The sequence below is a fragment of the Pseudomonas palleroniana genome (assembly GCF_022836895.1).
Lineage (GTDB): Bacteria > Pseudomonadota > Gammaproteobacteria > Pseudomonadales > Pseudomonadaceae > Aquipseudomonas > Aquipseudomonas palleroniana.
In genome coordinates this window covers 5040107-5052309 of the sequence record NZ_CP092411.1, presented here as the reverse complement: position 1 = coordinate 5052309, position 12203 = coordinate 5040107, and the positions used below count along the sequence as shown (strand labels likewise).

The window sequence follows — 12203 nt, the reverse complement described above, 5'->3', positions numbered from 1 at the left end:
AGCGCAAGTCGGTCGATTCACCAGGAGAGTTGATGAACACCCTTTTTATGCACTGCCGCCCGGGTTTTGAAGGCGAAGTCTGTTCCGAGATCGCGGAGCACGCCGCGCGCCTGAACGTTTCCGGCTACGCCAAGGCCAAGACCGGCAGCGCCTGCGCCGAATTTGTCTGCACCGAAGAAGACGGCGCCCAGCGCCTGATGCACGGCCAGCGTTTTGCCGAGTTGATCTTCCCAAGGCAGTGGGCGCGCGGGGTGTTTATCGACTTGCCGGAAACGGATCGCATCAGCGTGATCCTCGCGCACCTGCAAGGCTTCCCGGTGTGCGGCAGCCTGTGGCTGGAAATGGTCGACACCAACGACGGCAAAGAGCTGTCGAATTTCTGCAAGAAATTCGAAGTGCACCTGCGCAAAGCCTTGTTGAACGCCGGCAAGCTGGTGGACGACCCGAGCAAGCCGCGCCTGCTGCTGACCTTCAAGAGTGGTCGTGAGGTGTTCATGGGCCTGGCCGAGTCGAATAATTCGGCGATGTGGCCGATGGGCATCCCCCGCCTGAAGTTCCCCCGCGAAGCGCCGAGCCGCTCGACGTTGAAACTGGAAGAGGCGTGGCACCACTTCATCCCCCGCGAGCAGTGGGACGAGCGGCTGCACAGCGACATGACGGGCGTCGACCTGGGCGCAGCACCGGGCGGCTGGACCTGGCAACTGGTCAACCGCGGCATGCTGGTGACCGCCATCGATAACGGCCCCATGGCCGAAAGCCTGATGGACACCGGCCTGGTGCAGCATTTGATGGCCGACGGCTTCACCTTCGTGCCCAAGCAGCCGGTGGACTGGATGGTCTGCGACATCGTTGAAAAGCCTGCACGTAATGCGGCGCTGCTGGAAACCTGGATCGGCGAAGGGCATTGTCGTGAGGCGGTGGTGAACCTCAAGTTGCCGATGAAGCAGCGCTATGCCGAAGTCAAGCGCTTGCTGGAGCGTATCGAGGAAGGCTTCAAGGCGCGCGGCATTCGCGTGGAGATCGGCTGCAAACAGCTGTATCACGATCGTGAAGAAGTGACTTGCCACTTGCGTCGGCTGGAAACTGCGAAGAAACCCAAGACCCGCTGAAGAATTGAACTGACCACAAAACCCCTGTGGGAGCGGGCTTGCTCGCGAAAGCGGTATAACCGTCGAAATCCATGTTGAATGTGCCCGCGTCTTCGCGAGCAAGCCCGCTCCCACATTTTGAGCGGTGCCGTTTCAGGAGTGATGTATGAACCAACCCCTCGATTTGCCTGTAGACGCAGTGCTCGATGCAACGGGCCTCAACTGCCCGGAGCCGGTGATGATGCTGCACCAACACATCCGTGACCTGCCGCCGGGCGGCTTGCTCAAGGTGATCGCGACCGACCCGTCGACCCGCCGCGATATTCCCAAGTTCTGCGTGTTCCTTGACCACGAACTGGTGGATCAGCAGGAGCAGGCCGGTACGTACCTGTATTGGATTCGCAAGAACGCTTCCTGAATTTGCGTTCCTAGCTATACGCCTTGTGCGCACGGATGCGCCGGCGTGCGCTGCGCGCCAGGCGTACCAGCAGCATCCCCGCCGCACAGCTCAAGCCCACGATCAGCCCTTGCCACAAGCCGCTTGGGCCGCTGGGCGCGCCGAGCCAGTCGGTCAGGCCCAGGGCGTAGCCCACCGGCAGGCCCACGCCCCAATAGGCGAACAACGTCAGCACCATGGTCACCCGGGTATCCTGGTAACCACGCAGCGCGCCGGCGGCGGTGACCTGGACCGAGTCGGAGAACTGGAACAGCGCCGAAAACACGATCAGCGTCGAGGCCAGGTGGATCACGACCGGGTCGGGGGTGTAGATCGTCGCAATCTGTTCGCGGAACACCAGCATCAGGCCGCAGGACAAGCAGGCGTACGCCAACGCCGTACCCATGCCGACCCCGGCGGCAAAGCGCGCTTCACGGGGTTCGCCACGGCCCAGGGCCTGGCCGACGCGTACAGTGATCGCCATGCTCAGGGAGTAAGGAATCATGAACACCAGGGAACTGACGTTCAGCGCGATCTGGTGACCCGAGACCACGGTAGCGCCCAGGCTGCCGATCAGCAGGGCGATCACCGCGAAGATGCTCGACTCGGCAAAGATCGCGACGCCGATGGGCAGGCCGATGCCCAGCACGCGCTTGATCACCGACCACTGGGGCCAGTCGAAACGCTTGAACAGCTCGCTGCTCTGATAGGCCGGCCCCCAGCGGGTCCAGGCGGCCAGGCCGAGCATCATCACCCACATCGCAATCGCCGTGGCCCAACCGCAGCCCGCGCCGCCCATGGCCGGTACGCCCAGGTGGCCGTAGATGAAGATGTAATTCAGGGGAATGTTCAGCGCCAACCCACACAGGCCCATGACCATGCTTGGCCGCGTGCGGCCCAGGCCGTCACTGAAACAGCGCAACACGTAATAGAACGCGACAGCCGGCATGCCTGCGGCGATACCGTGCAGGTAGCCCATGGAGGGTTCGATCAGGTCGGGCTCGACCTTCATGGCATGCAGGATGGGTTCGGCGCAGAGCAGCAACAACGCGGCACTGATCCCGACCACCAGCGCCAGCCACAGGGCTTGGCGCACCAGTGGGCCGATCTCGCTGAACTGGCCGGCGCCGTAGCGCTGGGCGACTTTCGGCGTGGTGGCCAGCAGGGTGCCGGTCATCAGCAGATACACCGGAATCCAGATCGAATTGCCCAGGCCCACCGCCGCCAGATCCTGCGGGCTGACGCGCCCGGCCATCACGGCGTCGACAAAGCTCATCGCCGTGGTTGCCAGTTGGCCGATCATGATCGGCAGGGCGAGGGTCAGCAGGCCGCGCACTTCCCGACTGATACGGGCGGGGCGGGTGAGGGGGGGTGGTGGCAGTGTTCACGTGCGGGGGTGTCCAATCGGGAAGCGAAGTGCAAGGTCGGCGGATTCTACGCTTTGACGCATTGGCCAGGAAAAAACCTGTGTTAGCGATTTGTAAGCGCCCTCCCCCAACACCGCGAATCCGAGTGGGAGGGGGCTTGCTCCCGATAGCGGTATGTCAGTTGCACATTTGTCTCTGATCCGCCGCTATCGGGAGCAAGCCCCCCTCCCACCGTGAATGCGCGCTGTTACACTGCGGGTCCGCGAAAGGAGCCTGCCATGCTGATTGTTGCCGACGAAAATATCCCGCTGCTCGATGCCTTCTTCGAAGGGTTTGGCGAAATTCGCCGGGTGCCCGGTCGCTCCATCGACCGCGCCACGGTCGAGCAGGCCGATGTGCTGCTGGTGCGTTCGGTGACCCACGTCAACCGAGCCTTGCTGGAGGGGACAGCGGTGCGGTTTGTCGGAACCTGCACCATCGGCACCGATCACCTGGACCTGGAATACTTCACGCAGGCCGGCATTGCCTGGTCCAGCGCCCCCGGCTGCAATGCGCGGGGTGTGGTGGATTATGTGCTGGGCAGCTTGCACACCCTGGCTGAAATCGAGGGGGCCGACCTCAAGCAGCGCACCTACGGCGTGGTGGGCGCGGGTGAAGTGGGCGGGCGCCTGGTCAAGGTGCTCAAGGGCCTGGGCTGGGATGTGCGGGTGTGCGACCCGCCGCGCCAGATCGCCGAAGACGGTGATTACGTCAGCCTGGAGCAGATCATCGAACAATGCGATGTGATCAGCCTGCATACGCCGCTGACTCAATCCGGCAATGGTTCCACCTGGCATCTGTTTGATCGCGAGCGTCTGAATCGTCTCAAGCCCGGCACCTGGCTGATCAATGCCAGCCGGGGGCCGGTGGTCGACAACGCAGCCCTGCGCGAGGTGTTGCTGGCTCGCGAAGACCTGCAAGCGGTGCTGGACGTGTGGGAAGGCGAGCCGCAGGTGGATGTCGACCTGGCTGACCTGTGCGTGCTGGCCACGCCGCATATTGCCGGTTACAGCCTGGACGGCAAGCAACGTGGGACGGCGCAGATCTATCAAGCGCTCTGTGCGCATCTGGGCCAGCCGGCCAGCATTCAATTGAGCGACCTGCTGCCGGCGCCGTGGCTGGCCGAGGTGCACCTGAATGCCTCGACCGACCCGGCCTGGGCGCTGGCGACCTTGTGCCGCAGCGTGTATGACCCGCGCCGTGATGATGCGGATTTTCGCCGCAGCCTCGTAGGCAGCGAGCAAGAGCAGCGCAAGGCTTTCGACCTGCTGCGCAAGCACTATCCGGAGCGCCGCGAGATTGATGGCCTGCGCGTGCGGATCAACGGCGAATCGCCAGCATTGTCGAGCATCGTGTCCGCCTTGGGCGCGGTAACGATCTAGCCCCCAATAAACGAGCACACAATAAAAAACCCGGCCATCGAGGCCGGGTTTGAAAGAGCGTGGGCGCTTCAGCCTTGCTGGGCAGGTTTGACCAGTCGCTGTTCCAGCTCGTGACACGCTTGCTGGATCATCTCTTCGGTAATCTGAACCTCGCGGCCCTTGGCGTCGATGTACGAGCAAGGCAACTGCTGCGGTTGGCGGATTACGTTAATTTTGGCATCGCTGCTGTTTTGCAAGGTCATGGCCTGTCTCCTCATCAGGTTGTGTACCTAGTTTAATTTCTCCGCGTGACCGAGCTATTACAACTCCTTGCAAAGTCACGGTGCGGGTATCCAGTCCACCAGAAACCGATACATATTTCCAGCCGTGCTTTAGACCGATAGCCTCTAGCAGCCTGTATCGGCGGGCATAAATAACCTGACTCATTGTTATTTACACAAGTTCCCCCAATGTTGCTGTGCACAGACCTCTCTTTCTTGGCGCAGGTGAAACCCTCCATGTTCTCAGTCCGTCAACGTCATGCGATTCGCTTGGCCAGCCGTTTTATCGCGCCCTATCGCTGGCAGGCGCTGGGGGCCTTGTTGGCGCTGATTGTCACGGCGGGTATCACCTTGTCGATGGGGCAGGGCATCCGTCTGTTGGTAGACCGAGGGTTCATGACCCAGTCACCGCACCTGCTCAACCAGTCCATCGGGCTGTTCATGGTGCTGGTGCTGGGCCTGGCCGTAGGCACCTTTACCCGGTTCTACCTGGTCTCGTGGATTGGCGAGCGGGTGGTGGCGGACATCCGTCGGCAGGTGTTCAACCACCTGATCTATCTGCATCCGGGGTTCTATGAAAACAATCGCAGTTCGGAAATCCAGTCACGGCTGACCACCGACACCACGCTGCTGCAATCGGTGATCGGCTCGTCCTTGTCGTTGTTCCTGCGTAACGGGTTGATGGTCATCGGCGGCATCGTTTTGTTGTTTGTCACCAACCCCAAGCTGACCAGTATCGTGGTGGTGGCCTTGCCGCTGGTGCTGGCACCGATCCTGATTTTCGGTCGCCGCGTGCGCAGCCTCTCGCGCCTGAGCCAGGACCGTATCGCCGATGTGGGCAGCTACGTGTCCGAGACCCTCGGCCAGATCAAGACCGTGCAAGCCTACAACCACCAGGTGCAGGACGAACAACGCTTCGCCGTGACCGTGGAAGACGCGTTTGCCACGGCGCGCAAGCGCATCGCCCAACGGGCCTGGCTGATTACCCTGGTGATCATGCTGGTGCTGGGCGCCGTGGGGGTGATGCTGTGGGTGGGGGGCATGGACGTGATCAGCGGGCGCATTTCCGGCGGTGAGCTGGCGGCGTTTGTGTTCTATAGCTTGATCGTCGGCAGTGCCGTGGGCACTTTGAGTGAGGTGCTGGGGGAGTTGCAGCGCGCTGCGGGGGCCGCTGAGCGTATCGGCGAGCTATTGCAGTCGAGCAACGAGATCCAGGCACCGGCCACTGGCACGCTGCAGTTGCCGGAGCGGGTCAGCGGGCGCATGGAATTGCAGGACCTGCATTTTTCCTACCCGTCGCGGCCAGACCGCTATGCCATCGATGGCCTGAGCCTCACGATCAACCCTGGCGAAACCCTCGCCCTGGTGGGGCCGTCCGGGGCGGGTAAATCGACGATTTTCGACCTGTTGCTGCGCTTCTACGATCCACAACAAGGCCGCATCCTGTTGGAAGGCCACCCGCTGACCGATCTCGACCCCATGGACCTGCGTCGGCATTTTGCCCTGGTATCCCAGAGCCCGGCGCTGTTTTTCGGCAGCGTCGAAGAAAACATCCGCTACGGCAACCCGTCCGCCACGCGTGAGCAGGTCGAAGCCGCCGCGCGCATCGCCCACGCCCACGACTTTATCCTGCAAATGCCCGACGGCTACCAGACCCACCTCGGCGACGGCGGCATGGGCCTTTCCGGCGGTCAACGCCAACGCCTGGCCATCGCGCGTGCATTGCTGGTAGATGCGCCCATCCTGCTGTTGGACGAGGCCACCAGCGCCCTGGATGCCCAGAGCGAGCATTTGATCCAGCAGGCGCTGCCGCAGTTGATGCAAGGGCGCACCACCCTGGTGATTGCGCATCGATTGGCAACCGTCAAGAACGCGGATCGGATCGCAGTCATGGATCAAGGCAAATTGATCGCGGTTGGCACGCACCAGCAGCTGATTGCGAGCAACCCGCTGTATGCACGATTGGCCGCTTTGCAGTTCAGTGACGGGAAGGAAGGCGACAAGTAGTGAGCGGGCTTGCCCCGCGCTGGGTGGCGCAGCCGCCCCAACCAGGACACCACGGTGTTTCAGGAATACCGAGGTGCCTGGATTTGGGGCGGCTGCGCCACCCAGCGCGGGGCAAGCCCGCTCACTACAGGTAGTTACTGATCGTCGAAGTAGCGCTCATGCCAATCCACCAGCGGTTGGGGGGAGTTGAGCTTTTGCCCGTAGATCACCGAATAAGACAGGACGTTCTGCACATACTGGCGGGTTTCGTCGAAAGGAATGCTTTCAACCCACACATCGAAGCTCAGGTGGTCCGCCCCGCGCAGCCATTGGCGCACACGGCCGGGGCCGGCGTTGTAGGCGGCAGAGGCGAGGACGCGGTTGCCGCTGAACTGGCTGTGCACCTGGCTCAGGTAGGCGGCGCCGAGCTGGATGTTCTTGTCCGGGTCGAGCACCTGGGCCGGGGAGGCCAGCGGGATGCTGAACTTGCGTGCGGTTTCCTTGGCGGTGCCAGGCATCAGTTGCATCAGGCCGCTGGCGCCGACACCGGAGCGGGCGTCGTCCATGAAGGCGCTTTCCTGGCGGGTGATGGCGAACACCCAGCTTGAATGCAGTCCACGCACCTTGGCCTCGCGCACCAGGGTGTCGCGGTGCGCCATCGGGAAGCGGATATCCAGGTCGTCCCAGTATTGCGCCTGGCTGATGGTACGGATTGCCGGGAAATACCACTTCATGTCGTAGGCCAGCTTGGCCTGGGCCACCATCTCGTCACGGTTGAAGTGACGGCTGACGTGGTACCACTCGCGGCGGCCATCCACCACCTGGCCCCGCGCATAGAACTCCAGGGCACGACGCACGCCGGGGGTGTTGCGCACTTTGTTCATCAGTGCCTGGCTCATGACCAGTGGCTTGTTGGTCAGCTGGTAGGGCGCTTTGGAGCGATCGGCGGCGAGGAACCCGTAGAAGTCCCGTTCCTTGGCCACGTTTTTGTACAGCACCAGCGCCTGTGGGTTTTTCGGTTCGGCCAGTTCCAGGCTGCGCGCCTGCCAGTAGCGCCAGCGGTTGGTGGTCGCCAGGTCTTGCGGGAGTTTGCGGGTGAGCTGGTAGGCTTCTTCCCAGCGAGCCAGACGCAGCAACAAGCGCAGGCGCCATTCGGAGACGGTGTTGTCACGCAGCTCCGGATCGTACTGGGTCATCACGTCCAGCGCGCGCGGGTCATAGCGGCGCGCCAGGGTCAGGCCGATTTCGCGGGCGATCGACACTTTTTCGTCACGGGAGAAGTGCATGCTGCTGGCGTAGCCGTCGAGCAGGGCCATGGCCTTGTCCGGGTCCTGGCGTGCCAGGCGGCGTAGGCCCAGGCCAACTGCATCGGACATGGCTTCGGTGGCCGGCAGGAAGCGCGACGGGTCGCCGAGCATGTCAGGCTTTTGCGCGACATCCACCATCAAGCGGCCCTGGGCGCCGAGGGTCGGCAAGGTTTTCACCAGGCTGTTGGCCAGTGCGTAGTTGCGCGCTTCGGCGGCGAGTTTGGCGCGGTCCCAGATCTTTTTCTCGGTGAGCTGGCCGTCGGCCGCCCATTGACCGAAGGTGGCATCGCAGGCGGTGGGTTGAGTCTTGCCGGTCATCCACAGCTTTTCGGTGGTCTTGTAGCCTTCAGCTTTCAGGTTGTGGGTGAGCTGATATTGACCGTGCAGGCAGTCCAGTTCGACGAAGTTGAGCTTGGGGTCGTAGTACTTTTCAAAGGTCTGCCAGTCGCCACGGTCGGCCAGCCAGCGCAACCAGCGCAACTTCATCCAGTTGGCCTGGGGCAGGTCGCCGTTTTTGGCGAGGAATTGTTCGATTTCCTCGTTGCTCGCGGTTTTCAGGCGCGCGGTCAGCTCGTCGTAGGCCAGGTACGGCGTAAGCGGGTAGTCGGCCAGGGCCTGGCTATATTGCATGTAGGGGCCGCTGTCGCCTTTGGCCAGGGCGCGCTTGGCTTCATCGTAATATTGACGTTGGGTGGTGAGATCCACGGCCTGGGCGGATTGAACGGCGGTGGCGGAAAGAAGCAGACAAGATAAAAAGCTGAAAAGGCGGCTGCGCATGAGACGTCCGTGCAGAGAAATCACGAATAGCGCCGGCACCGCCGACACTGACTGCCCCTAGCTTAGCCTTTTGCCCGCAGCCGGTGAAAGCTTTGCGGCCCGCTTGATCCAAGTTAGACGCAAATGTCCTGTAGAACCTGTTCATAGCGAAAATGCCGGCCGCATCCCACCCGCAACTCAGGTAGAATGCGCGCCCAGTTTTTGGAGAAGCTCATGACCCTGCTCAAATTCAGCGATGTGTCCCTTGCTTTCGGCGCTATGCCGTTGTTGGACAAGGTGTCCTGGCAGATCGCCCGTGGTGAGCGGGTGTGCATCATCGGCCGCAATGGCACCGGCAAGTCCAGCATGATGAAGCTGGTAAAAGGCGATCAGAAACCCGATGACGGCGCCGTATGGCGCGCGCCGGGCCTCAAGATTGGCGAGCTGCCGCAGGAATTGCCGGTAGCCGACGGACGGACAGTGTTCGACGTGGTTGCCGAGGGCCTGGACGGCGTTGGCGCATTGCTCGCCGAATACCATCATCTGGCGCAGAACTGTGTGACCGATGCCGATCTGGACAAGCTGATGCACGTTCAGCAAGACCTCGAAGCCCGCGATGGCTGGCGCCTGCAGCAGTTGGTGGACAGCACCCTGAGCCGCCTGCAATTGCCTGCCGACAAGACCCTGGCCGAGTTGTCCGGCGGCTGGCGTCGCCGTGTGCTGCTGGCCCAGGCATTGGTATCCGAGCCGGACCTGTTGCTGCTCGACGAGCCGACCAACCACCTGGACATCGGCGCGATCGCCTGGCTGGAAGAAGCCATCAAGGACTTCCAGGGGGCTGTGCTGTTCATCACGCACGACCGTGCTTTCCTGCAGAGCCTGGCGACGCGCATCCTCGAACTGGACCGTGGTGGCCTGATCGACTGGAACGGCGACTACGCCAGCTTCCTGGTGCACAAGGAAGCCGCCCTGGCCGCTGAAGAAACCGCCAATGCGCTGTTCGACAAGAAGCTGGCCCAGGAAGAAGTCTGGATCCGCCAGGGCATCAAGGCGCGCCGCACCCGTAACGAAGGTCGCGTACGTGCCCTGAAAGCCCTGCGCGTGGAACGCAGCGAACGTCGCGAGCGCACCGGCAAGGCCAATATCCAGCTGGATACCGCCGAAAAGTCGGGCAAGCAAGTGATGGTGCTGGAGAACGTCAGCTTCCATCACCCGGACGGCCCGTTCCTGATCAAGGACTTCTCCATGGTCTTGCAGCGCGGCGATCGTATCGGCCTGCTGGGCGCCAACGGCACCGGCAAGACCACGTTGCTCAAGCTGATGCTCAGCGGCCTGCAACCCACCAGTGGCAAGGTGGAGGAGGGCACCAAGATCGACGTGGCCTACTTCGACCAGTTGCGCCATCAGTTGGACCTGGAAAAAACCGTGATCGACAACGTTGCCGAAGGCCGCGACTTTATCGATATCGACGGCCAGAGCCGCCATGTGCTCAGCTACCTGGGCGACTTCCTGTTCAGCCCGCAGCGTGCACGCACGCCGGTCAAAGCCTTGTCCGGCGGGGAGCGTGCGCGCCTGCTGCTGGCCAAGCTGTTCAGCAAGCCGGCCAACCTGCTGGTGCTCGACGAACCGACCAACGACCTCGATGTGGAAACCCTCGAGTTGCTCGAAGAGGTCTTGCTGACCTTCAACGGCACGGTGCTGATGGTCAGCCACGACCGGGCATTCCTCGACAACGTGGTCACCAGTACCCTGGTCTTCGAAGGTGAAGGCAAGGTGCGTGAATATGTGGGTGGTTACCAGGACTGGCTGCGTCAGGGCGGCTCGCCGCGCCTGCTGGGTGTGACCGAGAGCAAGTCCGGCAAGGCCGACCTGAACTCGGCGGTCGTCGCCCCGGCTGCCGCTGCGGCACCGGTTGAGCCGGCGGCACCGGTTGGCAAGAAGAAACTCAGCTATAAGCTGCAGCGCGAGCTGGAAGCCTTGCCGGGTGACATCGACGCCAAGGAACAGCAGATTGCCGCGGTGGAAGCGGAAATGGCTGACGCGGGTTTCTACCTGCGCCCTGCGGCTGAAACCGCCAAGGTCATCGCTTCCCTGGAGACATTGAACCAGGAACTGGAAGTGCTGATGGAGCGTTGGGCTGAGCTGGATGCCTGAGTGATTCCAGTGCATTGAAAAACCCGGTGCTCATCTGATGAGCACCGGGTTTTTCATATGAGAATGCAGTTTAGATGTGGGAGGGGGCTTGCCCCCCGATAGCAGTCTGTCAGTCGATATATCTGGTGACTGACACTCCGCCATCGGGGGCAAGCCCCCTCCCACATTTGACCCTCATTGATTTAAGAAGGGTTTTTCACCAGTTTGACGGCCAGCACATCACACGGCGCGCCGTGCAGCACGTCATTGGCGGTAGAGCCCAGCAGCAACGCCAGGCCATGGCGGCCATGGCTGCCGACCACGATCAGGTCGCAGTGCTGTTCCTTGGCCAGGTGGTGAATCTCCTGACGCGGCTGGCCGTAAGTGAGGTGGGAGTTTTCCTTGGTCACTTCGGGATATTTGAGGATGAGCCGGTCGAGGCGCTCTTTAGCCTGGTCGAATTGTTGTTGCTGCAACTGGGAGAGATCCATGGGCACGTCGCCGCCGAAGGCCATGGCCATGGGCTCGACGATGTGTACCAGCGACAGCTTGGCGCCGCTTGCGACCGCAAAGGCACGGGCGCGCTTGATCACTGGATCGCACTCTTCGGTCAGGTCGACGGCGACCAGAATATGTTCGTATGACATGGGGCGTTCCTCCAGGGGACTGCAATATATTCAGTATGGCTGCTTTCAAGCGGATCGAGTTGCGTCAGATCAAATCCGCTCAACTGGAAATTCGGGAGTACACATATGACGGTCTGGATAGTGGTGTCAATCCTTGTGGTGGTTCTGAGCCCTCTGGCATGGCTGCGCCCGTCGCGCCATCAGAGTGGGCGCATGGCCCTGCGCATGGAGGCACGCCGCATTGGCCTGACCATGCAATTGGCGCCCCAGGAGTGGCCGCACTGGCTCAAGCTGGAGCCGCCGAGCCCCTGTGCACAGTACTGTCGGCCACGACGCGGCAGCACGCCGGACATCTGGAGTTACTGGCAACTGGAGCCCGGAATGTGGGTCAACCAATGGCGTGAACCCTGCGTCGATGAAAAGTTGTTGCCGCATTTTGCGACGCTGCCCGCCAATGTCTACAAAGTCGAGGCGGACAGGCAAATGATCGCCCTGTATTGGGGGGAGAAGGGTGAAGCCGCTGTCCTGAAGGACATTGATGCGCTGCTCAAGGCGTTGGCCTGAAAAACAGGCAATAAAAAGCCCGACATGTTCATCGGGCTGGAGTTGGCCAGGCAGGCCGGTAATTTTGTATATCTCTCGCGACGGATGTTCTCTCCAGCGCATTAAGGTTGTCGCTAGCCTAGCGGCATATCCCGTTCTGTACAGCCTTTTCCCAGAACTTTTCTCTTATTGATTTCGTGAATGTTTGAATATTGATGCGAGGCGCACCTAGGCTAAAGGTTCTGAAATGACTGGAAAGTCGCGTTTTTACTAGCCTTTC

9 protein-coding genes and 1 pseudogene are annotated in these 12203 nt (G+C 61.8%); 6 read left to right on the top strand and 4 right to left on the bottom strand.

All coding sequences use genetic code 11. From position 1 onward, the window contains the following. The first annotated feature begins 32 nt into the window (after window positions 1-32). Window positions 33-1109, top strand: coding sequence for a 23S rRNA (cytidine(2498)-2'-O)-methyltransferase RlmM (rlmM, locus tag MJP36_RS22580; RefSeq protein ID WP_060753133.1), 1077 nt, complete (start codon window positions 33-35; stop codon window positions 1107-1109). Window positions 1110-1254: 145 nt separating this feature from the next. After that, entirely contained in the window at window positions 1255-1506 is a 252-nt protein-coding gene (tusA, locus tag MJP36_RS22575; protein WP_060753134.1) for a sulfurtransferase TusA, read from the top strand. Window positions 1507-1516: 10 nt separating this feature from the next. Here the strand turns inward: tusA and MJP36_RS22570 are convergent. After that, window positions 1517-2912: pseudogene (locus MJP36_RS22570) on the bottom strand (MATE family efflux transporter). A gap of 257 nt (window positions 2913-3169) precedes the next feature. On the opposite strand from MJP36_RS22570, the gene pdxB reads away from it, so the two are divergent. Further along, entirely contained in the window at window positions 3170-4312 is a 1143-nt protein-coding gene (gene pdxB, locus MJP36_RS22565; RefSeq protein WP_104995821.1) for a 4-phosphoerythronate dehydrogenase PdxB, read from the top strand. Window positions 4313-4380: 68 nt separating this feature from the next. On the opposite strand, the gene MJP36_RS22560 is transcribed toward pdxB, so the two are convergent. Then, window positions 4381-4554, bottom strand: a complete 174-nt coding sequence (locus MJP36_RS22560; RefSeq protein WP_060753137.1) for a PA1571 family protein — start codon at window positions 4552-4554, stop codon at window positions 4381-4383. 207 nt (window positions 4555-4761) lie between these two features. On the opposite strand from MJP36_RS22560, the gene MJP36_RS22555 reads away from it, so the two are divergent. Then, window positions 4762-6579, top strand: a complete 1818-nt coding sequence (locus tag MJP36_RS22555; RefSeq protein ID WP_199777900.1) for an ABC transporter transmembrane domain-containing protein — start codon at window positions 4762-4764, stop codon at window positions 6577-6579. 134 nt (window positions 6580-6713) lie between these two features. On the opposite strand, the gene MJP36_RS22550 is transcribed toward MJP36_RS22555, so the two are convergent. Continuing rightward, window positions 6714-8642: a transglycosylase SLT domain-containing protein gene (locus MJP36_RS22550; protein ID WP_060753139.1), complete on the bottom strand. Its 1929-nt coding sequence runs from the start codon at window positions 8640-8642 to the stop codon at window positions 6714-6716. A 213-nt stretch (window positions 8643-8855) separates the two neighbouring features. On the opposite strand from MJP36_RS22550, the gene MJP36_RS22545 reads away from it, so the two are divergent. Continuing rightward, on the top strand, window positions 8856-10775 hold the full coding sequence (locus MJP36_RS22545; protein WP_104995824.1) for an ATP-binding cassette domain-containing protein: 1920 nt from the start codon (window positions 8856-8858) through the stop codon (window positions 10773-10775). A gap of 182 nt (window positions 10776-10957) precedes the next feature. On the opposite strand, the gene MJP36_RS22540 is transcribed toward MJP36_RS22545, so the two are convergent. Continuing rightward, the gene (locus MJP36_RS22540) at window positions 10958-11401 is read right to left on the bottom strand and encodes a universal stress protein (RefSeq protein WP_060753141.1); all 444 of its coding nucleotides are present in this window, start codon (window positions 11399-11401) and stop codon (window positions 10958-10960) included. 105 nt (window positions 11402-11506) lie between these two features. Between MJP36_RS22540 and MJP36_RS22535 the strand changes: the two genes are divergently transcribed. After that, entirely contained in the window at window positions 11507-11944 is a 438-nt protein-coding gene (locus MJP36_RS22535; RefSeq protein WP_060753142.1) for a hypothetical protein, read from the top strand. Window positions 11945-12203: the final 259 nt, after the last annotated feature.

Bases quoted from the DNA above. Each gene is read 5' to 3' on its own strand.
- rlmM (WP_060753133.1), top strand. From the start codon at position 33: ATGAACACCCTTTTTATGCACTGCCGCCCGGGTTTTGAAGGCGAAGTC.
- tusA (WP_060753134.1), top strand. From the start codon at position 1,255: ATGAACCAACCCCTCGATTTGCCTGTAGACGCAGTGCTCGATGCAACG.
- pdxB (WP_104995821.1), top strand. From the start codon at position 3,170: ATGCTGATTGTTGCCGACGAAAATATCCCGCTGCTCGATGCCTTCTTC.
- MJP36_RS22560 (WP_060753137.1), bottom strand. From the start codon at position 4,554: ATGACCTTGCAAAACAGCAGCGATGCCAAAATTAACGTAATCCGCCAA.
- MJP36_RS22555 (WP_199777900.1), top strand. From the start codon at position 4,762: ATGTTGCTGTGCACAGACCTCTCTTTCTTGGCGCAGGTGAAACCCTCC.
- MJP36_RS22550 (WP_060753139.1), bottom strand. From the start codon at position 8,642: ATGCGCAGCCGCCTTTTCAGCTTTTTATCTTGTCTGCTTCTTTCCGCC.
- MJP36_RS22545 (WP_104995824.1), top strand. From the start codon at position 8,856: ATGACCCTGCTCAAATTCAGCGATGTGTCCCTTGCTTTCGGCGCTATG.
- MJP36_RS22540 (WP_060753141.1), bottom strand. From the start codon at position 11,401: ATGTCATACGAACATATTCTGGTCGCCGTCGACCTGACCGAAGAGTGC.
- MJP36_RS22535 (WP_060753142.1), top strand. From the start codon at position 11,507: ATGACGGTCTGGATAGTGGTGTCAATCCTTGTGGTGGTTCTGAGCCCT.